Source organism: Leuconostoc sp. S50 (assembly GCF_016624925.1).
Taxonomy (GTDB): domain Bacteria; phylum Bacillota; class Bacilli; order Lactobacillales; family Lactobacillaceae; genus Leuconostoc; species Leuconostoc pseudomesenteroides.
Map to the genome: position 1 here is coordinate 234,906 of NZ_JACVUE010000001.1, position 26,511 is coordinate 261,416.

General features: G+C 39.0%; 27 protein-coding genes and 1 other annotated feature. Of the genes, 26 read left to right on the forward strand and 1 reads right to left on the reverse strand.

Annotation, left to right across the window (positions count from 1 at the left end; all coding sequences use genetic code 11):
* Positions 1 to 47: 47 nt before the first annotated feature.
* Positions 48 to 2,093 carry an ATP-dependent Clp protease ATP-binding subunit gene (locus IAE53_RS01035; protein ID WP_200135795.1) on the reverse strand — a complete coding sequence of 682 codons (2,046 nt, stop codon included), beginning with the start codon at positions 2,091 to 2,093 and terminating at the stop codon, positions 48 to 50.
* A 163-nt stretch (positions 2,094 to 2,256) separates the two neighbouring features.
* On the opposite strand from IAE53_RS01035, the gene IAE53_RS01040 reads away from it, so the two are divergent.
* From IAE53_RS01040 to galU, 26 genes are all read left to right on the forward strand, one after another.
* The gene (locus tag IAE53_RS01040; RefSeq protein WP_167497500.1) at positions 2,257 to 2,430 is read left to right on the forward strand and encodes a hypothetical protein; all 174 of its coding nucleotides are present in this window, start codon (positions 2,257 to 2,259) and stop codon (positions 2,428 to 2,430) included.
* Positions 2,431 to 2,518: 88 nt separating this feature from the next.
* Positions 2,519 to 3,526: a rod shape-determining protein gene (locus IAE53_RS01045; protein ID WP_004914314.1), complete on the forward strand. Its 1,008-nt coding sequence runs from the start codon at positions 2,519 to 2,521 to the stop codon at positions 3,524 to 3,526.
* Between the two features lie 105 nt (positions 3,527 to 3,631).
* Complete coding sequence (mreC, locus tag IAE53_RS01050; RefSeq protein WP_148423108.1) at positions 3,632 to 4,489, forward strand: rod shape-determining protein MreC; 858 nt, start codon at positions 3,632 to 3,634, stop codon at positions 4,487 to 4,489.
* A complete protein-coding gene (gene mreD / locus IAE53_RS01055; RefSeq protein WP_148423107.1) occupies positions 4,489 to 5,016 on the forward strand; it encodes a rod shape-determining protein MreD in 528 nt (175 codons plus the stop codon). Before mreC ends, mreD begins: the two co-directional genes overlap by 1 nt.
* Before the next feature lie 35 nt (positions 5,017 to 5,051).
* Positions 5,052 to 5,273: a binding site (T-box leader), on the forward strand.
* Positions 5,274 to 5,469: 196 nt separating this feature from the next.
* Positions 5,470 to 6,111: an amino acid ABC transporter permease gene (locus IAE53_RS01060; protein WP_147651291.1), complete on the forward strand. Its 642-nt coding sequence runs from the start codon at positions 5,470 to 5,472 to the stop codon at positions 6,109 to 6,111.
* A gap of 4 nt (positions 6,112 to 6,115) precedes the next feature.
* Entirely contained in the window at positions 6,116 to 6,754 is a 639-nt protein-coding gene (locus IAE53_RS01065; protein ID WP_010281299.1) for an amino acid ABC transporter ATP-binding protein, read from the forward strand.
* The gene (locus tag IAE53_RS01070) at positions 6,754 to 7,608 is read left to right on the forward strand and encodes an amino acid ABC transporter substrate-binding protein (protein ID WP_188352780.1); all 855 of its coding nucleotides are present in this window, start codon (positions 6,754 to 6,756) and stop codon (positions 7,606 to 7,608) included. Before IAE53_RS01065 ends, IAE53_RS01070 begins: the two co-directional genes overlap by 1 nt.
* 81 nt (positions 7,609 to 7,689) lie before the next feature.
* A complete protein-coding gene (gene cls / locus IAE53_RS01075; protein ID WP_200135796.1) occupies positions 7,690 to 9,144 on the forward strand; it encodes a cardiolipin synthase in 1,455 nt (484 codons plus the stop codon).
* Complete coding sequence (yfmF, locus tag IAE53_RS01080; protein WP_148423103.1) at positions 9,141 to 10,403, forward strand: EF-P 5-aminopentanol modification-associated protein YfmF; 1,263 nt, start codon at positions 9,141 to 9,143, stop codon at positions 10,401 to 10,403. Before cls ends, yfmF begins: the two co-directional genes overlap by 4 nt.
* Before the next feature lies 1 nt (position 10,404).
* A complete protein-coding gene (gene yfmH / locus IAE53_RS01085) occupies positions 10,405 to 11,676 on the forward strand; it encodes an EF-P 5-aminopentanol modification-associated protein YfmH (protein ID WP_200135797.1) in 1,272 nt (423 codons plus the stop codon).
* Between the two features lie 14 nt (positions 11,677 to 11,690).
* Positions 11,691 to 12,578, forward strand: coding sequence for a RodZ family helix-turn-helix domain-containing protein (locus tag IAE53_RS01090; RefSeq protein ID WP_148423101.1), 888 nt, complete (start codon positions 11,691 to 11,693; stop codon positions 12,576 to 12,578).
* Positions 12,579 to 12,589: 11 nt separating this feature from the next.
* On the forward strand, positions 12,590 to 13,171 hold the full coding sequence (gene pgsA, locus IAE53_RS01095; protein ID WP_148423100.1) for a CDP-diacylglycerol--glycerol-3-phosphate 3-phosphatidyltransferase: 582 nt from the start codon (positions 12,590 to 12,592) through the stop codon (positions 13,169 to 13,171).
* 139 nt (positions 13,172 to 13,310) lie between these two features.
* Positions 13,311 to 14,465, forward strand: a complete 1,155-nt coding sequence (recA, locus tag IAE53_RS01100) for a recombinase RecA (protein ID WP_148423099.1) — start codon at positions 13,311 to 13,313, stop codon at positions 14,463 to 14,465.
* 83 nt (positions 14,466 to 14,548) lie between these two features.
* On the forward strand, positions 14,549 to 15,235 hold the full coding sequence (locus IAE53_RS01105; RefSeq protein WP_139967132.1) for a response regulator transcription factor: 687 nt from the start codon (positions 14,549 to 14,551) through the stop codon (positions 15,233 to 15,235).
* Between the two features lie 180 nt (positions 15,236 to 15,415).
* Positions 15,416 to 16,324, forward strand: a complete 909-nt coding sequence (locus IAE53_RS01110; protein ID WP_010281324.1) for a phosphate ABC transporter substrate-binding protein — start codon at positions 15,416 to 15,418, stop codon at positions 16,322 to 16,324.
* A 96-nt stretch (positions 16,325 to 16,420) separates the two neighbouring features.
* Positions 16,421 to 17,761: a cell wall metabolism sensor histidine kinase WalK gene (locus IAE53_RS01115; RefSeq protein WP_200135798.1), complete on the forward strand. Its 1,341-nt coding sequence runs from the start codon at positions 16,421 to 16,423 to the stop codon at positions 17,759 to 17,761.
* A 198-nt stretch (positions 17,762 to 17,959) separates the two neighbouring features.
* A complete protein-coding gene (locus tag IAE53_RS01120; RefSeq protein ID WP_188352774.1) occupies positions 17,960 to 18,841 on the forward strand; it encodes a phosphate ABC transporter substrate-binding protein PstS family protein in 882 nt (293 codons plus the stop codon).
* 52 nt (positions 18,842 to 18,893) lie between these two features.
* Positions 18,894 to 19,817 carry a phosphate ABC transporter permease subunit PstC gene (gene pstC / locus IAE53_RS01125; protein ID WP_114666501.1) on the forward strand — a complete coding sequence of 308 codons (924 nt, stop codon included), beginning with the start codon at positions 18,894 to 18,896 and terminating at the stop codon, positions 19,815 to 19,817.
* A complete protein-coding gene (gene pstA, locus IAE53_RS01130; RefSeq protein ID WP_010281335.1) occupies positions 19,817 to 20,701 on the forward strand; it encodes a phosphate ABC transporter permease PstA in 885 nt (294 codons plus the stop codon). The genes pstC and pstA overlap by 1 nt, the downstream gene beginning before the upstream one ends.
* 7 nt (positions 20,702 to 20,708) lie before the next feature.
* On the forward strand, positions 20,709 to 21,551 hold the full coding sequence (gene pstB / locus IAE53_RS01135) for a phosphate ABC transporter ATP-binding protein PstB (protein ID WP_139967129.1): 843 nt from the start codon (positions 20,709 to 20,711) through the stop codon (positions 21,549 to 21,551).
* Positions 21,548 to 22,318 (forward strand): phosphate ABC transporter ATP-binding protein PstB, encoded by a 771-nt coding sequence (pstB, locus tag IAE53_RS01140; protein ID WP_200135799.1) that lies wholly within the window; start codon positions 21,548 to 21,550, stop codon positions 22,316 to 22,318. Before pstB (IAE53_RS01135) ends, pstB (IAE53_RS01140) begins: the two co-directional genes overlap by 4 nt.
* Positions 22,319 to 22,373: 55 nt before the next feature.
* Positions 22,374 to 23,048 carry a phosphate signaling complex protein PhoU gene (gene phoU, locus IAE53_RS01145; protein WP_004913284.1) on the forward strand — a complete coding sequence of 225 codons (675 nt, stop codon included), beginning with the start codon at positions 22,374 to 22,376 and terminating at the stop codon, positions 23,046 to 23,048.
* 118 nt (positions 23,049 to 23,166) lie between these two features.
* Positions 23,167 to 23,523: a phage holin family protein gene (locus tag IAE53_RS01150; protein ID WP_200135800.1), complete on the forward strand. Its 357-nt coding sequence runs from the start codon at positions 23,167 to 23,169 to the stop codon at positions 23,521 to 23,523.
* Position 23,524: 1 nt separating this feature from the next.
* On the forward strand, positions 23,525 to 24,490 hold the full coding sequence (hprK, locus tag IAE53_RS01155) for an HPr(Ser) kinase/phosphatase (protein ID WP_139967127.1): 966 nt from the start codon (positions 23,525 to 23,527) through the stop codon (positions 24,488 to 24,490).
* Entirely contained in the window at positions 24,483 to 25,493 is a 1,011-nt protein-coding gene (locus tag IAE53_RS01160) for an NAD(P)H-dependent glycerol-3-phosphate dehydrogenase (RefSeq protein WP_188352770.1), read from the forward strand. The genes hprK and IAE53_RS01160 overlap by 8 nt, the downstream gene beginning before the upstream one ends.
* A gap of 16 nt (positions 25,494 to 25,509) precedes the next feature.
* Positions 25,510 to 26,385: a UTP--glucose-1-phosphate uridylyltransferase GalU gene (gene galU, locus IAE53_RS01165; protein ID WP_010281362.1), complete on the forward strand. Its 876-nt coding sequence runs from the start codon at positions 25,510 to 25,512 to the stop codon at positions 26,383 to 26,385.
* Positions 26,386 to 26,511: the final 126 nt, after the last annotated feature.

Genomic DNA, 26,511 nt, shown 5'->3' on the forward strand with positions numbered 1-26,511 from the left:
ATGTCACCATTATATCACAAACAAAAAAAGACCCGCAGGTCTTCAATTTACTTTTCAATTTTGGCTGGTTCGTTTTGAACTTCGTTAATGGTAAAGTCTTGGTCTTGCCAATCGGCATACAATTGATGGACATTTGGATGAGCCAGATAATAATCAGCAATGCCATCGGCAATTTTGTCTTGTAACACTCGCCGCAACGGACGAGCACCCATTGAAGGATCATATCCTAAAGATACTAACTGCTTTTTGGCAGAATCACTCACTTCAATGTGTAGACCGTTTTCTGATAAATTATCGTTCATATTGTGCAACAATAAATCAACAATCTTAAGCAAGTCATCCTGTGATAGGGGTTGAAATTCAACGATATCATCAAAACGATTCAAAAATTCAGGTCTAAAATAATTTGCTAGACGCTGCATCAGTCGATTTTGAGTGTCCGCTTGTGCAAAGCCAACAGGTGAATTACCAGTATCTGTTGAACCGGCATTAGATGTCATAATAACAATTGTGTCCTTAAAGCTAACCACGTGACCTTGGGCGTCTGTCAAGCGACCATCGTCTAGAATTTGTAAGAACATATTCATAATATCGGGATGTGCTTTTTCAACTTCGTCAAATAGCACCAGAGAATATGGGTGACGGCGAACCTGCTCAGTAAGTTGACCGGCTTCTTCATAACCAACGTACCCCGCAGGCGCACCAATCATTTTTGAGGCAGTGTGTTTTTCCATGTATTCTGACATATCAAAACGAATCATTGAATCCTCACTGCCAAACATTTCTTTGGCAAGCTGCTTTGCAGTTTCGGTTTTACCGACACCGGTTGGACCGACAAATAAAAATGAGCCAATAGGGCGACCCGATTTTGTCAAACCAATCCTGTTTCGGCGCACTGCTTTAGCGACAGTTTCAACAGCATTTTCTTGACCAATAACGTGTTTAGACAAATTTTTATCCAGATCTTGTAGTTGATTGGCTTCATTTTCTTTCAATTCGCCAACCGGAATATCTGTTTTTTCTTCAACGATATCTAAAATGTCTTTTTCATTAATGTTTTGTGGTTTCGACATTTCGGGATGTGCCTCAACTTGTGCTTTTTGTGACTCGAGTTGATTCACTTGATCACGCCAATAACTAGCTTTCTCAAAATCTTCCTTGTCAATTGCTTCTTGCTTGAGACGATCGGCGGCATCGATTTTACCTTGAATCGTTTGTGGATCTGCAACATTCATAGTTAAGTTTTTACGTGAACCAGCTTCATCAATCAAGTCAATGGCCTTGTCGGGTAAAAAACGTTCTGGAATGTAACGATCGGATAAATCAACGGCAGCCTTTAAGGCATCATCTGTGTAAATGACATGATGATAATCTTGATATCGTTGGCGAATTCCTTGCAAAATTGTGAGTGTTTCTTCTTTAGATGGTTCTTCAACTTGGACCGGTTGAAAACGGCGAGCGATTGCGCCATCTTTTTCAATTTTACGATACTCATTTAAGGTGGTGGCACCAATTAATTGAAATTCACCACGAGCCAGAGCTGGCTTTAAAATATTGCCAGCATCCATTCCGCCCTCTGCGTTACCAGCGCCCATAATTTCATGAATTTCATCGATAAATAAAATGACATCATCATTGTCAGTCACTTCTTTCATCAATTGTCGCATTCTTGCTTCAAATTGCCCACGCATGCTCGTTCCTTGAACCAAAGCTGACATGTCGAGACGAATAACTTCTTTTTGTTGAAGCTTATCGGGTACTTTTCCTGCCACAATAGCTAAGGCCAAGCCTTCAACAACTGCTGTTTTACCAACTCCAGGCTCACCAATAAGTACGGGATTGTTTTTTGTACGTCGATTTAAAATTTCAATTGTTCGTGATACTTCATTGCCACGTCCAATAACGGGGTCGAGCTTACCGTCACGAGCTTGTTGAGTTAGGTTAATGCCGTATTCATCCAGCAATTGATGTTTGCTATTTTTATTCTTTTTTGATTGTGTATTTTGTTGACCTTGAACCTGTGCCATTTGTTCGTTCATAGCGCGGAACATGTCGTCTAAGTTATTAAAACCAAAGGGATCTTGCTGTGCCATATTTACTATACGTATGGCTTATACGATATTGAAAGCCATACTCTCCTTTCATAGGTTATAAGACTATTATAACATAAAGCAAGCAAAAAAGTTTAATGAATTAGCACTCTTTAATAATGAGTGCTAAAATTAAAACGTGTTACAATTGTAGTTGAGGTGAAACATGGATTATACAATAGCATTGAATGACTTGCGTGATGGCAAAATAGATGAAATTAAAATCAACCCCGAGAACTTTCCAGCATTCCAAAAAGCGTGGGCATCATTTGCGTACCAAAATGCGATTCGAGGTGTTGCACATGCCCACGGTCAGGTGACGTATGTCCGTGCAAATTAGTGTACGAAAAGCAAGTTTTTTATGCTACAATATTATAAGTTAAGTAAAAAATAATAGTATTTTAAATGGCAATTAAAGGGGCAGTGACGTGGCATTTTCATTTGGACAACGCAATGTCGGTATTGATTTAGGTACCGCAAACACTTATGTATATATTGAAGGTCGTGGCATTGTTTTGCGTGAGCCTTCAGTTGTCGCGCGGAACACTCAAACGAACGAAGTAGTTGCAGTCGGTTCAGAGGCAAAAGATATGTTAGGTCGCACACCAGCTAGTATTGCGGCTATTAGACCAATGCGAGATGGTGTTATTGCTGACTATGATACAACAGTTGCAATGATTCGTTATTATTTGCAAAAAGCCCTTGGGGGTCGTATAGGTAAGCCATATGTTACCATTGGTGTTCCTTCAGGCGTGACAGCCGTTGAACGGCGTGCTGTAATTGACGCTGCTCGCGTTGCAGGCGCACGCGATGCCTACGTTATTGAGGAACCTTTTGCCGCCGCCGTTGGGGCAGGGTTGCCCGTTATGGATCCTACTGGATCGATGGTTGTTGACATGGGTGGTGGTACAACAGATGTTGCGACAATTTCTCTTGGTGGCATTGTATCAAGCCGTTCAATTCGTATTGCTGGTGACAAGTTAGATGAAGCTATCGCAAACTTTGTCCGCAATAAATATAATGTCACCATTGGTGAACCAACTGCTGAGCGTTTGAAAATTGAAATTGGTGCTGCGTCATTAGATTTGGCGCGAACTTTACCTAATGCAACCGTACGTGGTCGTGATTTGCTGACAGGATTACCAAAAACAATTGATGTTACAGCGGAAGATGTTGCTGCTGCTATTCAAGAACCAGTACAAGAAATTGTTGCAGCTATTCGTGAGACTTTGGAATCAACGCAGCCTGAGTTGGCAGCTGATGTGATTGATCACGGAATGGTTCTAACTGGTGGCGGGGCATTGTTGCGCGACATGGATAAAATTATTCAGGAAGCGACTAAAGTACCTGTTCTGATTGCTAACGAACCACTAGATGCTGTGGCGATTGGTACCGGAGAGGCATTAAAGTCAATTGATGTCATGCGACAAAGTTAATCTTAATTTTGTATTTTAGAGCGTGGCGCTTGCGCTACGCTTTTATATTTTGAAGTTGTTTGCGGTTAGTGGCATATTCTGCTACTTCACGTTTTGGGGAAAAACATGAAAAAAATATTTTCATCACGTACTGTAGTTACATTGATTGTTAGCATTATTGTGATTGTTAGTTTAATAGCAGGATCGAATTGGTGGGCTAAACGCACAAATACGCCCCCTTTTTTGCAGAGGTTTGGGAATGATTTGGCAGGGGGCGTTAGTCGCGTTATTGCTGTTCCTACAACGGCAATCGGTCGGACAGCCAACAGCATTGGTAACTTGCTTGATACTTTTGAAGAAAATAAAGCCTTAAAAGCAAAAATTGATGCTTTTGCGCAAGACAAAGTTAGGCTTCAAACTGTAGAAGAAGAAAATAAGTCTCTTAAAAAACAGTTAAAATTGAAAGCAACGTTAACAGATTATAAAACAATATCAGCTGTAACAATTAGCCGATCGCCAACTACCTGGCAATCACAGCTTGTTATTAATCAGGGGTCGAACGCTGGTTTAAAAAAGGGTATGCCGGTTCTTGCTGGCGCTGGTATTATTGGACGCATTAGTGAAGTTAATACCACTAACTCAAAAGTCGCTTTAATTTCTGATACAAGTTCTGATGCTAATCGATTTGCTATCACCATAAAAGGTGACAATGGGGATGTTAATGGCATTGTAACAAGCTTTAATCGTGAAAAAAATCAGTTGATCATGGGACAGGTGACTTCTGATAATAAAATCAAAAAAGGTGACTTAGTCGAAACATCGGGACTCGGTGGTGTTATTCCTGCTGGTTTATACGTTGGAAAAGTTGCTAGAGTCAGCACTGATGATTATGGTTTGTCAAAGAAAATCTATATTGAACCAGCTGCTGATTTGGGCAACATCACGACGGTAATGGTTGCAGTTTCTCAGATTGGAGCAAACTAATGGCTTTTTGGCAACTAACAAGATTACGTGTCATTTATCCGGTATTGTTGATATTGACATTATTTATTGATGGGACATTGATGTCAGGATTAGGTGGCATACTAACACATTTTCCATGGCATGTTTTACCTACCCTCACACTCGGATGGGCGTTTCTGGGTGTACAGTTTGATGTTGACAATGAATTACCACTATGGTTTTATGTTGCGCTTGTAGGTATTTTGTTTGATATGTACTATACTGGCATTTTTGGTACGTATACATGCGCATTCTTGGCCGCAGTCGGAGTCATGAAACAGCTTCATCGTATTTTAGATGAACGATTACTAAGTGGATTATTTCTCTATTTAGCTGGATTAGTGGTGTATTTATTCATCACTTATTTTGCCGGCTTTATCATTGGACTAGCTAATATTAGTTTGTTGACGTTCTTGATGTATGAAGTGTTACCAACAGTCTTTCTAAACGTTGGATTAGCAGCTGTGGTTTATTATCCGATATGGTCTTTTTTTCAATTCTTGCGTTGACAAATTAGAAAATCCTAGTATACTTAGAAACATATAATAAAACGTTGAGCAAAAGAGTAGTTTTTCATAGTGTGAAGAGAGTTTGTGGTTGGTGTGAGCAAATCACTATGATTGATGAACCACATTTGCGAGTGAATGATTGAATTGAGTAGGTCATGCCGGTAATGCCCGTTATTGCATACAGTCTTTGACTGATTGAGGTGTTGACAGTGATGGCAACATAATCAAGAGGTGGTACCGCGATAAACGCCCTCTAAATACTAATTGTATTTAGAAGGCGTTTTTGTTTAGTAGTAGATTGACTGATTGAGAAGTTTTGTGTGAACAAAACTTAAACTTGGGGTGGCACCACGCTATAGCGTCCTCTTGCAATGATAAAATCGTTGTAAGAGGACGCTTTTCGTTTTATGATATATCAAAATTATAATTAATTTCTTAAAAGGAGTACAGGACATGAGTTATTTAGCGACAATATTACCGAGTTTGTTATCAGGTTTGAAAATGACATTGGGGATTTTCTTTCTAACTATTGTTGGATCAGTACCATTGGGGATCATTGTTTCTTTGGGATTGAAATCACCATATTTCACTATCAGATGGTTAATTAATGGTTATATTTGGATTATGCGTGGGACACCATTATTGCTTCAGTTGATTTTTATCTATTATGGTCTAGGCATGATTGGGGTAACATTTCCTCGTTTTGAGGCAGCAATAATTGCATTTATTATTAATTATGCAGCTTATTTGGCGGAAATATTCCGTGGTGGGTTACAGGCGATACCCGTTGGACAATACGATGCTGCCAAAGTATTAGGATTCAACAAGTTTCAGACATTTTTCAAAATCATTTTGCCGCAAGTGATTAAAATTGTAGTACCGTCATTTGGTAATGAAGTGATTAATTTAGTTAAAGATACGTCACTTGTTTATGTTATTGGTCTAGGTGATATGCTTCGGGCCGGAAATATTGCTGCAAGTCGTGATGTGACATTGATGCCATACTTGTTAGTTGGTTTGATTTATTTATTAATGACTGCAATCGTGACGCTGCTATTACGTCGTAGTGAAAAAGTACTAAATACTTGGAGGTAAGCCGATGTTAACCATTAAAAATTTGACCAAAATGTATGACCAAAATGTCATCTTCAAAAACCTAAATCTGACAGTGCAAGAGGGTGAAGTTCTCAGTATTGTCGGGCCATCTGGTATTGGAAAGACAACTTTGATTAAAATAATGGCAGGATTAGAGCCTGCCAATGGTGGTGAAATTACAATCAACAATGAAGCAATTAGTATAGATGGTGAGCGATCAGACGCTAATATTGGGCTCATTTTTCAAGATTTTAATCTGTTTCCTAATTTTACAGTAATGGATAACATTACTTTGGCACCTGTTAATGTCAATAAAGTGCCAGCTGAAAAGGCTAAAGAACAAGCGTTATCACTTCTGGAGTCACTGGGTATGGTGGACAAAGCGGATTTATATCCATATCAACTCTCAGGTGGTCAAAAGCAACGTGTTGCAATTGCGCGGGCATTAGCAATGAATCCTAAAATATTAGCCTACGATGAGCCCACTAGTGGTCTTGATGAATCATCTACGAAACAAGTAGCAGAAGTTGTGAAAACATTAAAGTCTCGTGGTGTAACGCAAGTGATCATTACTCATGATCAATTTTTTGCAGAGATTGTCTCTGATCGTATCTTTGATTTTGCTAAGGAGGTGGCACGCTAATGCCGAGTCTGAAAAAGAAAATTATTGTCAACAGTCTTGTTGGATTACTTTTTGTGGCTGTCGTTGTGTGGGCGGGTCTCGCGCTATCGCGACCATCACAAACAAACACGAGCAGTAATCAAACGACTGTGCAGACTGATGAGTGGTCGAGAATTAAAAAAGCTAAACAGATTACGATCGGATTAGATGATACATTTGTACCGATGGGTTTTCGTGATAAAAATGGTAAACTTGTCGGGTTTGATGTTGATCTTGCTAACGCAATTTTCAAGAGCATGGGAATAAAAGTTAAATGGCAACCAATCGATTGGTCAATGAAAGAAACAGAATTGAATACTGGCAACATTGACGCAATCTGGAACGGTTATACTATTACGGCAGCCAGAAAAAAGCAAGTCGCATTTTCCACCCCATATCACAAGGCCACACAGGTTTTGGTAACGTTGAAAAAAAATAACATTAACAGTTTTGCTGATATGAAAGATAAGGTTTTAGGCGATCAAACTGCGTCAAGTGGTGATGAGGGATTTAATAAATATCCAAAGGTCTTAAAGCAATATGTCAAGAATAATTCTGTTGTAGGTTATGATACCTTTGATAAAGCATTCAATGATTTGAACGCTGGACGGATTGACGGTCTATTGATTGACGAAGATTATGCCCGTTACTATGTCGCACATCAAGCTAACCCTAATGATTATACGGTGACCGTTGGTAATTTTCCAACTGATCATACAGGTGTGGGATTCCGTAAATCAGACAAGGCGCTTCGAAAGGCTGTTGACAAAGAATTAGCAATTTTTGAGAAAGATGGTCGTTTACAAAAGTTGAGTACAAAGTGGTTTGGAAAGTAGTTAAAATCATGAAAGCGCCGAATTGGCGCCTTTTTTTGTGTTAAAATATGATTATGCCTAAATCAGTTTAATGGGGGAGATATGCTTAGAGATTCATTTTGGATTATGATAATTTTTACCTTAGTTGTCAATACGATAGTAGCTTTTATTACAGTTTTTCGCCAGAAGCGAGATATTGCGACAATTTGGGCATGGATGTTAGTATTGCTTTTTCTACCAGTAATTGGATTTGCTATTTTTTTCCTAGCGGGCAGTCGTATCTCCAGTAAAAAAATTTTTCGTTTGAGAACACAAGAGCAACGTGGTCTTGAACAAATTGCGATTAACCAACGTCATCAATTGGCTGATATTGAAACATTATTGCCTATTCCTGAAAGTGCCAGCGAGCTATTGGGTTTATTTTTGACTTCTGACAAATCTGTCCTAACACGTGGTAACAAGATTACGACATTCACTAATGGTGAAAGTAAGTTTGAAGCTTTATTTGACGATATACGTGCGGCAAAGGAACATATTCATTTAGAATATTTTACAATTTATGATGACACCATTGGTAATCAGTTAATTGACTTGTTAACCAAAAAAGCCAGTGAAGGTGTTGAAGTGAGAGTTATTTTTGACCAGTTTGGTTCTCATGGACAGCATGTTGATATGTATAAACGGTTACGTGCTGCTGGTGGCGTAGCTGTACCTTTTTTGATGCGCCGTTTTCAAGTTTTGACTTTGCGTTTTAATTTCCGAAATCACAGAAAGATTGCAATAATTGACGGGAAAATTGGTTACATTGGTGGTTTCAATGTTGGAGATCAATATTTAGGCAAATTCAAAAGATTTGGTAATTGGCGTGACACACATACCAGAATTTCAGGTGATGCGGTGTTGTCACTACAAAGTCGTTTTTTGATGGATTGGAATGCCACAGCTGAAGGCAAAGAAATATTGACACAAACGACCGCCTATTTTCCTGAAAACTTTTCATTACCAGGTAAATCTATGATTCAAATTGTTTCAAGTGGACCAGATAATGATATGAAGCAAATTAAACAAGGTTTTATGCGTATGTTTGCTTCTGCACGAAAAAAAATAATGATTCAAACACCTTATTTTATTCCTGATTCACCAGTTTTAGAAACATTGGAAATTGCGATTTTGTCAGGCGTTGAGGTTTGCTTGATGATTCCAAGCATGCCGGATCATCCGTTAGTTTATCGTGCAACTCAGTACTATGCAAAGGAATTAATTGACTTAGGAGCGACTGTTTATCGTTATGACGGTGGCTTTCTACACAGTAAAGTGGTGATGATTGATAATGAGGTGGCCACAGTAGGATCAGCTAACATGGATATTCGCTCGTTTTCACTTAATTTTGAAGCTAATGCGTTCATTTATGATCCCGAATTTGCGGTACAATTAGAGGAACTCTTTATAAAGGATATTGAGGAATCGACACTTTTGACAACGGATTATTTTGATCAACAGTCTGTCTGGATGAAATTCAAGCAAAAATTTAGTCGATTATTCTCGCCAATATTATGAAAAAATACAGAATTAATTCAGGGGTAAATTTAGTTGTTTTACCCACCACACAATTTAAAACGCTGCATATTGCCATTGATTTTGTAGCGCCGGCATTAACCTCTAATATTAGTGCGAGATCTCTTTTATCTTATCTTATGGCAGTTAGTGCGCGGCAATACCCAACACAGCAAGAGGTGGCCCAAAAAACTATCGATTTATATGGGGCACAGTACCAAACAGATGTTTACCGCTTTGGTCAAACCCATCATGTGCGCGTAACACTGCAATTGCCGGCTCCTGATTATATTGATGACGGCAATGATTTGTTAGTTGATGCGTTTAATTTCTTACAAGAAATGATTTTTGACCCGCTTCTAGATGGTCAAAAATTTGACCGAAAGGTCTTTGTCAAAGAGCAACAAAGCCTGATTAATGAATTAGAAAGTATTAAAGACGATAAACCACGCTATGCAATTAGTCAATTACGAAATATCACTTACGATGTGCCAAATTTACAATCATCATCAGCAGGTGACATTGATTTGGTCAAAAATTTGACACCTGAGTCGCTCTACACTGCTTACCAGAATATGATTTCAAGTGATCTTGTTAATATTGTTGTTTTGGGTAATGTCAATGAAAGTGATGTTGAATCAATAATCAAGGACTGGTCGATTTCTCCACGAAGGCTACCAGTATTACAGCCATTTTATCGTCAGGCGCTGCGACCAGCTACTGTTGAAAAGAAGCAATATCAGCGGGACATTAACCAAGCCATGTTGACATTAGCAATGCGTTTGGATGTACCACCGTTGGATAAGCAAAGATTTGCGGCTATGGTGATGAATGCTTTGTTGGGCGGATCTCCTTTGTCTAAGTTGTTTATGAATGTACGAGAAAAAGCGTCGTTGGCATACAGCATTTATTCAAAATGGCAATATGACACTGGTTTCTTATTGATTGCGGCCGGCTTAGATGCTGACAAAGTGGTGCAAGCAGAAAAAATGATTGACGAAGAGATTTTGGCAATTCAAAACGGTGAATTTGAGGATAAAGTGGTAACCTCAATTAAAAAAAGTTTGATAAATGATTATCTCAGTCAGCAGGATTCGCCGAATAGCCAAATAGAAACTGCTTTTTCACGTTTGCTGACTGGTAGTGAGACTAGTGAGTCTGAATGGATTAAACAAGTACAGGCTGTCACTGCCAATGATATTCGACTTGTAGCAAAAAAACTTCAGATACAGAGCAGATTTATATTGTTGCCTAAGGAATAGCATGCTAGAAAAGTATTACAAACAATTAAAAGAAAAAGTATTGATTGAAACAATGCCGGATGGGTTAAATGTGGTGATGGTGCAAAAACCAGAGTACCACAAGACATTTGCTGTTTTGACAACCGACTTTGGTTCACTTGATGAAAAATATCAGATAGGACATGACTCACCAAAGCAAATTCCTGCTGGCACTGCTCATTTTTTAGAGCATAAACTTTTTGAAAAAGAAAATGAAGATGCGTTTACGCGTTTTGGTCAATTAGGGGCGGATGCTAATGCCTTTACAAATGCCTATCAAACCAGTTATTTATTTTCTACGACGCAACATGTTGTACCCGCACTCCAGCATCTTTTGCAATTTGTCCAAACACCTTATTTTAGCGATAAAACGGTTGCAAAGGAGCAAGGCATTATTGGGCAAGAAATTCAAATGTACCAAGATGATCCAAATTGGGCTGTTTACATGGGCATCTTGTCTATGATGTATCCTGACTCGCCAATGGCGCACGATATCGCCGGTACACAACAATCTATTGCTACAATTACACCAGAATTATTATATGATGTGCACCACGCTTTTTACCAACCTAGCAAACTCACACTGCAAGTAATTGGTCATTTTGATGCACACGAAATTTTAGAAATAATTAGTCAAACACAACAATCATTTTCGACTACCTCTTCAGAAATTAAGCGGTTAGTGCCAAATGTTCAACCACGTGGTAGTCTGTCTACTACACGTCAATTTAGTATTTCACGCCCCAAAGTCGCATTTGGAATTCGCATTGATGGCAAGCCATTAAGCGGGACAAATATTACGAAGCGTACTTTAGCTGCCGACTTACTATTAGATTTACTTTTTGGTGAGCAAACGAACTGGTATCAAAAGTTGTATAATGAGGGTGTTATTGATTCAGAATTTGACACATCATTTGATTTAATACGTGAGTATCAGTTTATCAGTATCTTCGCTGAAACCACAGCTTATCCGGCTTTAGAAAAGGCGATTCAAACGCAAATTGAGCAATATCGTAGCGCATTAAAAAATCAGTCCCTTAGTTTTGAACGACTTAAACGTGCAACAATTGGTGAAGGCATACAGCGTCTCAATTCACTAGAAAATATTGCCCTTCGAGGAGATGATGCCTTGTCTGGGGCTAATCTTTTTGATAAGATAGAGTTGTTACAAGATTTAACATTTGATGACATTCTTGTAACAGCAGATACAATTTTTCAGAATGCTGTGTTGCAACGATTCGTGTTGCAAAAATAGGTTTTAGGACATTTATGAGTGAAACATTAACCAATCAAATTGGCGAGCAGTTAAAAGGTGCCCGCCAAGCTAAAAATTTAACATTGGATGATATTCAGGATATTACCAAGATTCAACGTCGCTATTTGGTGGCGATTGAGGAAAACAATCTCAGCGTCTTGCCGGGAGATTTTTATGTGCGTGCCTTTATTCGTCAATATGCCTTAGCTGTAGGTTTACACCCAGATGAGGTTTTAGGGGAAAAGCCACCAGTGTCAATTTCACGTAGTAGTGATTTGAGTCGTGCGCACCAAGATGATGATGGGATTATGCGCGCAGGCATAGATCACACAATGACAGCGAAGTCTAGATTGTCCAACTTTATGCCGACGATATGGATAGGTTTGCTGATTATTATTGCGCTTGCAGTGATTTGGTTTGTTCTGACTCACGTTGGTACTGGAACGTCACAAAACAGTGATGGCGGCAATGTTTCAGTTTCGTCTTCGGCTGTGGCTAAATCTTCGTCTGATGTTACATCCTCAAAAAAATCAAGTTCTTCTTCGTCTGCTTCGAGTTCCAGCGAGAAAAAATTGGATTTGAGTTCGCCTGAAACAGATACTAGTTTACAAACCACAATATTTAATTTATCTGACGAAAACACTAAAAAGCATACTGTTGTGATTAAAGCGCAAAGTACAGGTACAAGTGTTAAGGTGAGTGATGGTAATAATGCCATATTGTTAAATGAGACGGTTTCGGCTGGCAATGACAAAACAGTAGAGATTCCATCTGGCACAACCTCTTTTAATGTACAATTTACTAATGTTAGTAACGCTACTTTAACTGTGGATGGTGAATCTGTACCAGTAGATGGTGCGACAACTGCTTTTTGGAATGTGTTATTTAATTTAAACAAATAGAAGGATTTCTCATGAATTTACCTAACAAATTAACCGTTTTCCGTATTATTTTAATTCCAATCTTTATCTTGTTACTAACAATACCACTAGATTGGGGAAATGTGGAGTTGGTGGGCACTGAAGTGCCCACCACATGGTTGATTGCGGCGATTGTCTTTGCAATTGCTGCAATAACTGATTTCCTAGATGGTAAAATTGCACGGAGTCAACATTTAGTAACAAATTTTGGTAAGTTTGCAGATCCATTAGCGGACAAATTATTGGTGATGACTGCTTTGATTTTTCTGACTAGTTTTGGGGTTGTGCCAGCTTGGATGACTGCCGTCATTGTCATTCGCGAACTGGCTATTACTGGCTTGAGAACACTGATTGTTGAAAATAATGGTCAAGTGCTTGCTGCACAAATGCCCGGTAAAATCAAAACATTTTCTCAAATGTTTGCCATTTTCTTTTTGTATATTCATAATGCACCGTTCGCCGTGGTTGGCTTTCCAATAGGAGATGTCTTATTGTGGATAGCAGTTATATTTACGATCTATTCAGGAGTGGACTATTTTTGGCAAAACAGAGTTGTTTTTTCGGACGGGTTATAATACATTTTCAAAGCGCGGGAAGCGCTTTTTTCGTATAACAAAGTATGAACAAAAGATAACGAACAAATGTTCGAAAAAGACTTGCTTTTGATTCTAGAAACAGTTACACTAGTCAAGTAAGATAAAAGGAGTTCGCCGCATGGTAACAAAAAAGACGACAAAAAAAGATGATAAAGCTAAAAAGGATGGCCGCCAGGCTGCACTTAATGAAGCGCTAAAAAAAATTGAAAAAAATTTTGGTAAAGGCTCTGTGATGACTTTAGGAGACAATGCGCTGACACAAGTGGAAACAATTCCCTCGGGATCTGTTAAGTTAGACATTGCTCTGGGCGTTGGTGGCTACCCTAAAGGGCGTATTATTGAGGTTTACGGACCAGAATCTTCTGGAAAAACAACCATTGCACTACATGCTGTTGCTGAAGTACAAAAACAAGGGGGAACAGCAGCATATATTGATGCTGAAAATGCCTTGGATGTTAAGTATGCAGAGGCTTTAGGTGTCAAAAAAGATGAACTATTACTTTCTCAGCCTGATACAGGTGAACAAGGGCTAGAAATTGCCGATGCCTTGGTTCAATCTGGAGCGGTTGATATGATTGTGATTGATTCAGTTGCTGCGCTAGTGCCTCGCGCTGAAATTGAGGGTGAAATGGGCGACGCACACGTCGGTCTTCAGGCTCGTTTAATGAGTCAGGCTTTGAGAAAGCTTGCTGGGACTCTAAATCGAACAGGGACTATCGCTATTTTCATTAATCAAATTAGAGAAAAAGTCGGTGTCATGTTTGGTAACCCAGAAACAACACCTGGTGGTCGTGCACTTAAGTTTTATTCAACGGTTCGCCTAGAAGTTCGTCGCTCGACACAAATTAAAGATGGTACTGATGTAACTGGTAATTTAACGAAGGTTAAAGTTGTAAAAAATAAGGTTGCCCCACCGTTTAAGGTAGCAGAAGTAGACATCATGTATGGTAAAGGAATTTCACAGACCGGTGAGATTTTGGATTTGGCAGTTGATCAAGATATTATTGATAAGGCCGGTGCTTGGTATGCATACGAAGGTGAGCGTATTGGTCAAGGACGAGAAAAAGCTAAAGATTACCTTGATGATCCTGAACACGCTGATTTGAGACAGGAACTTTATATTAAAGTTCGCCAAGCGTATGGCATCAATGGTGATGGCAACGATTTTGCGCCAACTTCAGAGGTGCCTGAAGATAAGGATGGTGCGGTTGGTCAAACTGCAGACTTAGATTTAGGTATTGATGATGATTTGACAGATGAGCCAATTGTATAAGTTATGTAAACATTTTAGGAAAACGCTAGGGCGTTTTTCTTTTTTTTGTTACAATGCAGATAATAGATTCCATGGAGATTAACATGACTAAAATATTGGTTGTCGATGATGAAGTAGCAATTTCAACGTTGTTGCAATATAATTTGGAGCAAAATGGGTTTGAGGTGACAACGGCAGGGGATGGTAGTTCCGCTTATCAATTAGCGAAATCAGAACAATTTGATGCAATTTTACTAGATTTAATGTTACCTAACGTGGATGGCATGACAGTTTTAAAACAAATTCGTCAAGATAAAATCACAACACCAGTCATTTTAGTGACGGCCAAAGGGGACGAATTTGACCGAGTGTTTGGTTTGGAACTTGGTGCTGATGATTATATTACCAAGCCGTTTAGCCCACGAGAAGTGATTGCCAGATTAAAAGCAGTGTTACGCCGTTCACAAATACCCACCGTCGAATCAGAAGAAACTGTGATTACGATTCAAGATTTAAATATCAACGATGGCAAAAAGATTGTTACTAAGGCTGGTCAGAGTGTTGCATTGACACCACGTGAATATGATTTATTATTGTATTTCGCCCAACGATTGGGTCGCGTGATCGATCGCGAAACTATTTTGACCGCGGTTTGGGGCTATGAGTATACCGGTGAAAGTCGTATGGTTGATATGCATATTAGTAATCTACGTGAAAAAATAGAAACAAATCCCAAATCACCAGAAATATTGAAAACGGTTCGTGGATTTGGCTATACAATGATTAGTTGACGGTCCTAGACCGTTTTTTGTGTAAATTTATCTTTACAATTATTTACATAAACACGACGAAAATAGGTTACTATTCCTAACAATGGCACAGTATTATATAACTTGTAAACAAGGAGTGGCCCCCAAGAGCCTCTACTACGACCTTGTTTTCATTACATAATCCAAAGGGAGAAGTACATCATGAACAAAAAAGTTGCAGGTATTATTGGAGGAATCGTTGTCATTGCGGCAGGGATTGCATTATATACCTCTGCTAATAATAAGTCGAGTGACAGCAAATCATCATCAACGTCATCGACGAAAGTTAGTGGAAAAGTGCTATCTTTGGGGTCAACTGCTTTACAGCCACTGGCAGAACAAGTTGCGTCCTCGTTTCAAGATAAGAATCCAGATGTTACAGTGACAGTTCAAGGTGGTGGCTCAGGTGCGGGCCTTAGCCAAGTATCAGACGGGTCAGCGCAAATTGGTAACTCAGATGTTTTTGCTGAAGAAAAAGAAGGTGTAGATGCAAGCAAGTTAGTTGATCATAAGGTTGCTGTTGTTGGTATTGCACCTGTTGTAAATAGTGATGTTCAAATTAGCAATATTTCGAAGACACAATTGCGTGAGATTTTCACTGGCAAAATAACGAACTGGAAAGACGTCGGTGGAAAAGATGAAAAGATTGTTGTGATTAACCGTGCAACTGGATCAGGCACACGTGCTGTGTTTGAAAAGAATATCTTAGATGGTCAAAATGCCGTGCAAGCAACAGAGCAAGACTCAAATGGTACTGTTCAAAAAATTGTTAAAACTACACCTGGTGCTATTTCATATCTAGCATTTGCCTACTTAGATGCTGATGGTATCAAGGCACTTAAATTGGACAATGTTAAGCCTAGCAAAGCAAATGTTGAAGACAATTCATGGCCTATCTGGGCATACGAACACATGTATACAAAGGGTAAGGCAACTGGTGCCACTAAGGCATTCTTGGATTACTTCTCAACAAAGTCAGTTCAAAAGACGATTGTGCCAAAGTTGGGTTACATTGGTTTGACAGATATGAAAGTAACACGTGATTCAAGCGGAAAAGTCACTGACAAATAATTAAATGATAGCAGTTAGTCAAAACAGGGTAATACCTGTTTTTTTTGTTAATCAAATTAGTGCTGATTTTTGTAGCGAAGATGATATGATAAACGTATGAAAAATAAATTTGAAAAATTCATTATTATTTTGGGCCTAAACTTGATTTTACTGATCTCCTTAACTCAAATTGTGTCATTGACAAGGCAGACTTTAACAGCCTTAATTTTTATTGTGATTTTGATTTCAATTATTGAAGCTTGGCTTTCTCAACTGTGGGAAATGAGTGATGCGACTGAATTAGCTGTGATGAAAAAAAGGATGCAGGACACGTTAGCTGGCGAAACTCCTAGAGGTGTATTAGCATCACCTGAATCGCCTTATTATGACTTGTTGCAATCTTTTAACGCATTACAGACGTATGTTCGGCATTCTCAATATGATAATAAACGTGATGTTGGCAATTATCAAACATTACTTACTAGCTTACCTGTTGGCGTGATCAATGTTGATCGACATCATACGATTGATGTTTTTAATCAGAAAGCTGCTGATTTATTGGGGGTTTCTTTACCAAAATTACCGATTTCAGAAAATTTGATAATTCGTCAATTTACATTATCGGAGTTAATTAGCCAAACATTTAATACACAATCAAAGCAACAATCAATTCTAAACCTAACAATCAATGGGGAAACGCGTCAATACGATGCTAGCACACTGTACCATCAATCTGGCGCTGAGGGTGAAGTCATGATTATGCTTTATGATTTGACGAGTGTTTTGCAAATTGAACGTATGCAAGCAGATTTTTTGGCCAACGCTTCGCATGAGTTTAAAACACCGCTAACTGCGATCACAGGATTTGTTGAAACATTACAAGGACCTGCTGGGGATGACCCTAAAACGCGAGCTCAGTTTTTGTCAATCGTAGCAAATGAGTCGCAACGTCTTTCTGATTTAGTAAATGATATTTTGTCTCTTTCTCGTCTCAAACATAAGGCTGATGGAGAAGTTTCAATGATTAAAGTATCTGAAATTGTCAATCAACAAATTCAAAAAATTAATAGTCAACGCGTTAAAATTCATAATGCTGTGGCAGAAAAATTTGAAGTGCTGGGCGTTTCTGAGGATGCCACGACGATTATTCAAAACTTATTGACTAATGCCGTGAAGTACAATGTTGAAAACGGTGAAGTGTGGGTGACGGCCAAAAAAGATAAGTCACAATGGACTTTAAGTGTTCGCGATTCTGGAATTGGTATTCCACTGAGCCAACAATCGCGTATTTTTGAAAGATTCTATCGTGGCGACGAGTCTAGACAGCGCAAAATTGCCAGTGGTACTGGTCTTGGGCTGGCAATAGTAAACGAAATTGTGACCAAACATAACGGTCGACTGCAAGTGAAATCTCAAGTAGGCGTTGGAACAACGATTACACTGACGTTGCCTTTGTAAAGAAGATATTGTGACTATCTTCTTTTTTTGTATTTAAAAAATTATAGAACTTATAAATCGCGATGTCAGTCCATAAAAGAGAACATATAGTTTTATTATTTTAAATTCCTTTACACAAACTTTACAAAAAGGCGTTCTGATATTTACACAAGTTTAAGATAATTAAAACGTAGTAGTAAATCTTGGGAGGCATTAAACATGTCGAAATCACATCGCGGCGCGATTGTATCTTCAATCGTTGTCGTGGCTATTGTTGCAGCACTCGGAACAGCCTATGCCACGCGTGATCAAAGCGCATCTGGTACTTCAATCACAGCTGTTGGATCGACCGCGCTTCAACCACTTGTTGAAGCGGCTGGTGAAGAATACGCTAAAGAAAATCTTGGTACATTTATTAATGTTCAAGGTGGTGGAACGGGAACAGGGCTCAGTCAAGTTTCCCAAGGCGCCGTAGATTTAGGTAATTCGGATGTTTTCGCTGAAGAAAAAGAAGGCATTAAAGCCAGTCAGTTAGTAGATCATCAGGTTGCTGTTGTTGGTATTGCACCCTTGCTAAATAAAGACGATGGAGTCAAAAATCTATCAACAGCGCAATTAAAAGCTATTTTTACAGGTAAAATAACGAACTGGCAAGAAGTGGGTGGTAAAAACCTTGACATTGTCATTATCAATCGTGCAACTGGTTCTGGTACAAGGGCGACTTTTGAAAAATGGGCCTTAGATGGTGCTGAAAGTATTTCAGCTCAGGAACAAGACTCATCAGGTATGGTACGCTCAATTGTGGCGACAACGCCTGGCGCAATTTCCTATGCTGCTTTTGGTTACATCGACTCGTCTGTTGTGGCTGCTAGTGTTAACGGCATAAAACCTAATAATCAAAATGTTGCCACTGGCAAATATGCCATTTGGTCATATGAGCATGTTTACACAAAAGGGAAACCTAATGCTCAAGTTAGTAAATTTTTAAAATATCTCACATCAACAAAAATTCAATCTACTTTAGTTCCAAAGCTGGGCTATATCTCAATTCATGATATGAAAATTAGTCGTAATGTTAATGGTCAAGTGGTTGAAAAATAAGCGTGTTCGTTGCTGACGCTGATTGCGCAACAACACTCACCGTGGAGAAAACATGGATAATATCACAAAAAAACTAATGCAACGCTCTGAATCAACTCGAAAAGATACTATTGGTCGTGCAATTAGCATGACAGCGTTGATCTTGATTGCAATCGTTGTTGTTTCAATTTTCGTTTTCGTTTTGAGTCGTGGCCTGTCCACTTTTTATAAAGATGGTGTCAATGTGAAAGATTTCTTATTTGGCACAACATGGAATCCTTCTGTAACTGATCCTGCAACTAAAAAGCCTTATATTGGGGCTTTGCCAATGATTTTGGGGTCATTTTTAGTAACGTTCTTGGCAGCCATTGTTGCAACACCGTTTGCAATCGGTACTGCTTTGTTCATGACTGAAATTGCACAAAAACGCGGCGCCAAAATTATGCAACCTATTGTTGAATTATTGGTTGGTATCCCATCAGTTGTCTATGGTTTTATTGGCTTAACGGTTGTTGTGCCAGTTATAAGAACAATTGCGGGTGGTTCAGGATTTGGTATTTTGTCAGGTACAATTGTACTTTTCGTTATGATTTTGCCAACTATTACTTCGATGACCGTTGACACTCTGAAATCTGTACCTCGTCATTATCGCGAGTCTGCTCTAGCAATTGGAGCGACGCGTTGGCAAATGATTTATAAGGTTGTTTTACGTGCTGCAACACCTGGAATACTGACGGCCATTGTATTTGGAATGGCCCGAGCATTTGGTGAAGCTTTGGCGGTTCAGATGGTTATTGGAAATGCTGCTCTGATGCCACACAGTTTGACAACACCTGCCTCAACATTGACTTCTGTCTTGACGATGGGAATTGGTAATACCGTCATGGGGTCATTACAGAATGACGTATTATGGACCTTGGCAATGATTTTGTTAATCATGTCATTGGTATTTAACTTAATTGTGCGTGCAATTGGACGTAGAGGAGCGATGAAGTAATGAAAGCAAAAACTGCTGATAAAATAGCCACCGGCTTTATTTATGCCATTTCAGGTATTGTCGCATTAATTTTGTTTGCGATGCTGTCATTTATCCTCGTAAGAGGAGTACCACACTTGTCATGGCATTTTCTGACTTCACCGGCCCGAGCTTTTGAGGCTGGTGGCGGTGTAGGTGTGCAACTCTTTAACTCATTTTATTTATTGATTTTGGCTATGGTAATTAGCTTCCCAATCGCATTGGGCGCAGCAATTTACTTAAATGAATATGCTAAGAAAAATTATTTTACAGCGATTGTCCGAACGGCAATTGAAATTCTAAGTTCGTTACCATCTGTTGTTGTTGGTTTGTTTGGTTTTCTATTGTTCGTTGTTCAATTCAAATTGGGATTTTCAATTTTGTCTGGTGCCATTGCACTAACTTTGTTTAATTTACCATTGTTAACACGTTCGATTGAGACAAGCTTGGCTCAAATTCCAGACTTACAACGTGAAGCGGGATCTGCACTGGGATTGTCACGTTGGGAAACGGTTCTACATGTGATTTTGCCAGCGGCTGTGCCTTCAATTGTAACAGGGGTTGTTCTGTCAGCAGGTCGTGTGTTTGGTGAAGCTGCCGCACTAATCTATACTGCTGGACAATCTGCACCTGCTTTGAACTTTGGTGATTGGAATCCGTTCAATATTTCAAGTCCCTTGAATCCAATGCGTCCAGCAGAAACTTTAGCAGTTCATATTTGGAAAATTAATTCTGAAGGCATTATGCCAGATGTTAACGCAGTTTCTGCGGGTGCATCAGCAGTGTTAATTATTGTTGTATTACTGTTCAACTTTAGTGCGCGTAAATTAGGTACCAAGTTGTATAAGAAACTAACTAGTTCGTGAGGCGACTATGACAAATCCTAACTTTGAATTTAAACCTGCCAGTGATTTTATTAGAGAAGACGCTCCCGAACGTTATATCTATAATATGGCATCTGACAAGCATGAAATTGCAATTTCCACGCATGACTTACAAGTGTCTTATGGTGATAACCTCGCTTTGAGTGAAGGTGATTTGGAATTTGAACGCTATAAGATTACGAGCCTTATTGGTGCCTCAGGTTCTGGTAAATCAACATTTCTAAGATCTTTGAATCGTATGAACGATGATGTTGCTACTGTTAATGGTCAAATTATGTATCGTGGTGTGGACATTAACACTAAAAATATTGATGTTTATGAGATGCGTCGTCACATTGGTATGGTCTTTCAACGACCCAATCCATTTGCTAAATCAATTTATGACAACATAACCTTCGCGCTAACGCAACGTGGCAACTACACGAAAGAACAACTTGACGAAATAGTTGAAACCAGTTTAAAACAAGCGGCATTGTGGGATCAAGTTAAAGATGAATTAAATAAATCAGCCTTAGCTTTGTCAGGTGGACAGGCGCAACGATTGGTTATTGCACGTGCCCTGGCACTAAAGCCTGATATTCTTTTGCTGGATGAACCTTCAAGTGCGTTGGATCCAATTTCTTCTGCTCAGGTTGAAGACACATTGATTGAATTAAAAAATCAATACACAATCATCATTGTGACACATAACATGCAACAGGCTGCCCGTATCAGTGATTACACGGCTTTCTTCCATTTAGGTAAAGTCATTGAATATGATTTAACACGTAAAATATTTACGCGACCTAAAGTTGCTTTGACAAATGATTATATATCAGGTAATTTCGGATGACAGACAAACAAGCAAAAACAATTTTATCCACACGTGATGTTCGTCTTTGGTATGGTCAAAAAGAAGCCCTACATGGTATTGATTTGGACTTTCCAAACAAGGGAATCACAGCTTTAATTGGTCCTTCTGGTTCAGGGAAAACTACCTATTTGCGCGCCTTAAACCGAATGCACGATTTGGAAGATGGTGTGACTGTAACAGGTTCATTTAATTTCAATGGGACTGATATATATGCACCAACGACTGACACAGTTGATTTACGCAAGCGAATCGGGATGGTTTTTCAACAACCTAACCCATTTCCATTCTCAATCTATGAAAACGTTATTTTTGGGTTGCGTTTAGATGGCGTTAAAGACAAAGCAGTATTAGATGAAGCAGTAGAGCGTTCATTAAAGCAAGCCTCAGTCTGGGATGAAGTCAAAGATGATTTACACAAATCGGCATTGGGGTTGTCTGGTGGACAACAACAGCGTGTTTCAATTGCACGTGTATTAGCAATGTCACCAGAATTACTTTTACTTGACGAACCAACTTCAGCATTGGATCCCATTTCGAGTCGTAATATCGAGGAAACATTGTTGAAATTAAGAGAAGATTATGCCATGATTATTGTGACACACTCAATGTCACAAGCTTCAAGAATTTCTGACCGTACTGCTTTCTTCTTGAGTGGGGATCTGATTGAAGTTGATCAGACGAAGCACATTTTCCTTAATCCACAAAAGCAAGAAACACAAGATTATGTTTCTGGACGTTTTGGTTAATTAAAACCAAAATAATTGCAAGACCACACTATACAAAGTCATGGAGGAGTTTGTTATGCGTCGATTATTTGATGAAGAATTAGCAGATTTAGATAGCTCATTTACAGAAATGGGGATGCTAGTGTCTCAAACTATTCAAAAAGCTGTTCAGTCATTTGTGGATCATGACCGCGAGGGTGCGCGTCAAATTTTAGAAAATGATCATCAAATTAATGAACGAGAAGCTGCTATTGAAAAGAAAACCTTTGAGATGATTGCATTATATCAACCTGTGACCACAGATTTACGTGAAATTGTCACAATTTTAAAAGCTGTCTCGGTTTTAGAACGAATGGGTGATCAGGCACGTAATATTGCTAACTCAACTATTCGAGTGAAAGGGACAAAGCATATTGCAAGCATCGAACAAGAACTTGGGGTTATCGGAGAAATGGTAGCCAATATGGTTTCTCAAGTGATGGAATATTATGTTAAAAATGATGCCCTCGGTGCTGAATCAATAGCTGAAGCTAACCATAAGCTGTCACAAAGTGCTGCTAAAGTCAGAACTGATTCCGTAAATGGTATGAAAGAAAATGCTGATTTGGTTGATTCTGCTGCTGATTATTTAGTGATTGCTGGTTACTTGAAACGTATTGGTGATTACACGACTGATATTGCAGAATGGATTGTCTATAAGCGTACTGGTAAGATCATCGAATTGAATCCAGGCTACAATTTCTTTATTTAACAGTCAAGCGTCTGTAAGGCGCTTTTTTTTATAGTCTACATTTGGTATAATTGTAATGTGAAAGTGTTATTGTATCAATATAGTAACCGTTTTCATAGAAAATTTTACGGGGGTTTAAATGCGCTTTATTGTTCGATTAGCAACAAACATGTTAAGTTTTTTGGTTTTATCAATGATATTCACTTCTGGATTTCGAGTTGATAATTGGGTCTCGGCATTGTTTGCAGCGTTTGTATTATCAATATTAAACGCTATCATCAAGCCGATTTTAACGGTTTTAACATTGCCGTTAACTATTTTAACATTCGGATTTTTTGCCATCGTTGTTAATGCGTCTCTCCTTGAAATAACGGCTAATCTCGTTGGTGGCTTTGAATTTACCAGTTTCGGCTGGGCAATGTTGATTGCTTTCATCCTATCAATTATCAATACAATTTTAACCAATGATTTGCATGTGCAAGTAGAAAGAAATTAAAATGGCACAAAACTCAGTAACAGTAGAACAACTAGTGGCTAACACGCGCCTGAAAATTGTTTCAGGTGAGCAGTTTCTTGACAGAGAAATCACGACGGCTGACATCTCACGTCCCGGTCTTGAAATGACCGGATATTTCAACTATTATGCACCAGAACGTGTTCAGTTGTTAGGCATAACAGAAACATCATTTTCAGAACGTATGAATCATGACGAATTGTTGATGGTTTATCGACGAATGGCCGATAAGACAACACCAGCGTTTGTTGTCTCAACAGGCTTACCGATTAGTGATGAATTAAAGCAAGCGGCAGAGGAAGCACATATTCCGATTTTGACTTCAACGTTGACGTCATCTCGTATTTTATCAAATATGACTTATTATCTGGGTGGGCAACTGGCCCCAAGAGAAAACGTCCATGGTGTTTTAATTGATGTTCATGGTCTTGGTGTATTGATTACAGGAGATGCGGGCATTGGCAAAACGGAATCAGCGCTTGAATTAATTCAACAAGGGAAAGCCAGGTTAGTGGCTGATGATCGTGTTGATATTTATCAAGAAGATGAAGAACGCTTAATCGGTGAACCCAATGGTGTTTTGCGAAACATGATGGAAGTTCGTGGTGTAGGTATCATTGATGTTCAGCAAGTTTATGGTGCCGTATCCGTTCGATCGCATGCCACCATCGCTTTGAACATTCATCTTTCAAATGGAAAAATTGGTGAAGCTAATTTTGACCGATTAGGAAATGATAATGATTCATTAGAAATTATGGGTGTTCAAATCAAGCGCATGGTTGTACCGGTCACCCCAGGACGTAATACGGCCAGTGTGATTGATGCAGCTGCTGTTAAATTTAGAACAGCAAATATGGGAATTGACGCGCTACAAACATTAGAACAACGCATGACGGCCGAAATGGCGAAAAATGAAAAGATTGATGCAGCAGGTGAAAAAAATGACTAAAATTGCCATATTAGGTGCTGGATCATGGGGAACAGCTTTGGCTAATGTTGTTGCTGAAAATAACCAGGACGTTCGTTTGTGGACTCATAACCCTGCTCAAGCCAGAGAAATAAGCGATCAGCATACAAATCAGAAATATCTACCAACAGCAATATTAAATGATAACTTGATGGCCACTGATAATATGGCACTAGCGGTCTCAGACGTCGATATTGTACTAAGTGTTGTGCCAACTAAAGCAGTTCGCCAAGTTGCACATCAATTAGCAGATGTTTTGGTAAAGCAAAACCATCGTGTTATTTTAGCGCATGCAACAAAAGGATTAGAACCTGTTACATTTAAACGTATTTCAGAGATGCTGTCCGAAGAAGTACCGGCACAATACCGTACAGCTTTGGCCATGTTATCGGGTCCGTCACACGCTGAGGATGTTATCAAACATGATTTGACGGCTGTTTCAATTGCTAGTGATGATCCTAATGCAGCCAAATTAATTCAATCAATTTTTGCAAACGATGTGTTTAGACCATATACGAACCATGATTTATTGGGTTCTGAATTAGCTTCTGCGTTAAAAAATATTATCGCGATTGGTTCAGGGGCATTAATCGGGTTAGGATATGGCGCTAATGCCCAAGCGGCATTGCTAACACGGGGATTAGTAGAAATGCGCGCGTTAGGTCAGGCAATGGGTGCTAAACCAGAAACGTTTTTGGGGTTGGCAGGCATTGGTGATTTGATTGTGACAGGCATGTCACCAAATTCCAGAAACTATCGAGCAGGTCGAGAATTAGGTTCTGGCAAATCGCTAGCTGAAGTGGAAAATACCATGGGAATGGTCATTGAGGGTGTTAGCACGACGAAAGCTGTTTATGAATTTTCTGTGCAACATCAAGTGGATATGCCCATTACAAAAGCAATTTATCAAGTATTGTATGAACAACTGCCGTTGCAAAATGCGATTACACAATTAATGCAACGAAATTTGCGCAGTGAAGATTAAAGAAAAGAGAAAAATTATGAAACCAGTACGTAAGGCAATTATTCCAGCAGCAGGGTTAGGTACACGTTTTCTACCTGCAACAAAAGCATTAGCAAAAGAAATGCTACCAATTGTTGATACACCAACAATTGAATATATTGTAAGAGAAGCAATTGAATCTGGTATTGAAGATATTGTTATCGTGGACGGTAAGTCAAAGCGGTCAATTGAAGATCATTTTGATTCAAATCCTGAATTGGAAAATAATTTGCGCGAAAAAGGTAAAGATGCTTTGCTCAAGGTTGTTGAAGAAACAACAGATATCAATATGTATTTCATACGTCAATCACATCCTAAAGGCCTAGGTGACGCTGTATTGACTGCCAAGGCTTTCATTGGTGACGAGCCTTTTGTTGTGCTACTTGGTGATGATTTGATGCAAGATGAGGTGCCACTGACAAAGCAGTTGATTGATCGATATGAAGAAACGGGAGAATCAACTTTGGCTGTCATGAAAGTGCCTCATGATCAAGTATCAGAATATGGTGTGATTGATCCAGCGGCTCAAGTGAACGACGACGGTCTGTACCGTGTTAAGAGTTTTGTGGAAAAGCCAAAGCCAGAAGAAGCACCTTCAGATTTGGCAATTATTGGACGTTACTTGTTAACCCCAGAAATTTTTGAAGAATTGGAAAACACAAAGCCTGGCAAGGGCAATGAAATTCAATTGACAGACGCAATTGATTCTTTGAATAATCGCCAACACGTTTATGCTCATGAATTCAAGGGTAGTCGTTACGATATTGGCTCAAAGATTGGTTTCTTAGAGACAAACATTGAATTCGGTTTGAAACACCCACAGACTAAAGATGCACTGCGTGCTTATATCAAAGAGTTAGCGGCCAAACTTTAATTACTAAAAAACGAGACTAGCTCTCGTTTTTTCATATTAATCATTAAAAGATTTAATGACAGGTTTTGCCCTCGACATTTTCTATAATAACGAGTACAATAGTCATAACAAAAAGTAAGTGTAGGT

What these genes read in the sequence shown, in the direction of transcription:
- IAE53_RS01035 (WP_200135795.1), bottom strand. Translation starts at nt 2,093, where the DNA reads ATGGCACAGCAAGATCCCTTTGGTTTTAATAACTTAGACGACATGTTC.
- IAE53_RS01040 (WP_167497500.1), top strand. Translation starts at nt 2,257, where the DNA reads ATGGATTATACAATAGCATTGAATGACTTGCGTGATGGCAAAATAGAT.
- mreC (WP_148423108.1), top strand. Translation starts at nt 3,632, where the DNA reads ATGAAAAAAATATTTTCATCACGTACTGTAGTTACATTGATTGTTAGC.
- mreD (WP_148423107.1), top strand. Translation starts at nt 4,489, where the DNA reads ATGGCTTTTTGGCAACTAACAAGATTACGTGTCATTTATCCGGTATTG.
- IAE53_RS01060 (WP_147651291.1), top strand. Translation starts at nt 5,470, where the DNA reads ATGAGTTATTTAGCGACAATATTACCGAGTTTGTTATCAGGTTTGAAA.
- IAE53_RS01065 (WP_010281299.1), top strand. Translation starts at nt 6,116, where the DNA reads ATGTTAACCATTAAAAATTTGACCAAAATGTATGACCAAAATGTCATC.
- IAE53_RS01070 (WP_188352780.1), top strand. Translation starts at nt 6,754, where the DNA reads ATGCCGAGTCTGAAAAAGAAAATTATTGTCAACAGTCTTGTTGGATTA.
- cls (WP_200135796.1), top strand. Translation starts at nt 7,690, where the DNA reads ATGCTTAGAGATTCATTTTGGATTATGATAATTTTTACCTTAGTTGTC.
- yfmF (WP_148423103.1), top strand. Translation starts at nt 9,141, where the DNA reads ATGAAAAAATACAGAATTAATTCAGGGGTAAATTTAGTTGTTTTACCC.
- yfmH (WP_200135797.1), top strand. Translation starts at nt 10,405, where the DNA reads ATGCTAGAAAAGTATTACAAACAATTAAAAGAAAAAGTATTGATTGAA.
- IAE53_RS01090 (WP_148423101.1), top strand. Translation starts at nt 11,691, where the DNA reads ATGAGTGAAACATTAACCAATCAAATTGGCGAGCAGTTAAAAGGTGCC.
- pgsA (WP_148423100.1), top strand. Translation starts at nt 12,590, where the DNA reads ATGAATTTACCTAACAAATTAACCGTTTTCCGTATTATTTTAATTCCA.
- recA (WP_148423099.1), top strand. Translation starts at nt 13,311, where the DNA reads ATGGTAACAAAAAAGACGACAAAAAAAGATGATAAAGCTAAAAAGGAT.
- IAE53_RS01105 (WP_139967132.1), top strand. Translation starts at nt 14,549, where the DNA reads ATGACTAAAATATTGGTTGTCGATGATGAAGTAGCAATTTCAACGTTG.
- IAE53_RS01110 (WP_010281324.1), top strand. Translation starts at nt 15,416, where the DNA reads ATGAACAAAAAAGTTGCAGGTATTATTGGAGGAATCGTTGTCATTGCG.
- IAE53_RS01115 (WP_200135798.1), top strand. Translation starts at nt 16,421, where the DNA reads ATGAAAAATAAATTTGAAAAATTCATTATTATTTTGGGCCTAAACTTG.
- IAE53_RS01120 (WP_188352774.1), top strand. Translation starts at nt 17,960, where the DNA reads ATGTCGAAATCACATCGCGGCGCGATTGTATCTTCAATCGTTGTCGTG.
- pstC (WP_114666501.1), top strand. Translation starts at nt 18,894, where the DNA reads ATGGATAATATCACAAAAAAACTAATGCAACGCTCTGAATCAACTCGA.
- pstA (WP_010281335.1), top strand. Translation starts at nt 19,817, where the DNA reads ATGAAAGCAAAAACTGCTGATAAAATAGCCACCGGCTTTATTTATGCC.
- pstB (WP_139967129.1), top strand. Translation starts at nt 20,709, where the DNA reads ATGACAAATCCTAACTTTGAATTTAAACCTGCCAGTGATTTTATTAGA.
- pstB (WP_200135799.1), top strand. Translation starts at nt 21,548, where the DNA reads ATGACAGACAAACAAGCAAAAACAATTTTATCCACACGTGATGTTCGT.
- phoU (WP_004913284.1), top strand. Translation starts at nt 22,374, where the DNA reads ATGCGTCGATTATTTGATGAAGAATTAGCAGATTTAGATAGCTCATTT.
- IAE53_RS01150 (WP_200135800.1), top strand. Translation starts at nt 23,167, where the DNA reads ATGCGCTTTATTGTTCGATTAGCAACAAACATGTTAAGTTTTTTGGTT.
- hprK (WP_139967127.1), top strand. Translation starts at nt 23,525, where the DNA reads ATGGCACAAAACTCAGTAACAGTAGAACAACTAGTGGCTAACACGCGC.
- IAE53_RS01160 (WP_188352770.1), top strand. Translation starts at nt 24,483, where the DNA reads ATGACTAAAATTGCCATATTAGGTGCTGGATCATGGGGAACAGCTTTG.
- galU (WP_010281362.1), top strand. Translation starts at nt 25,510, where the DNA reads ATGAAACCAGTACGTAAGGCAATTATTCCAGCAGCAGGGTTAGGTACA.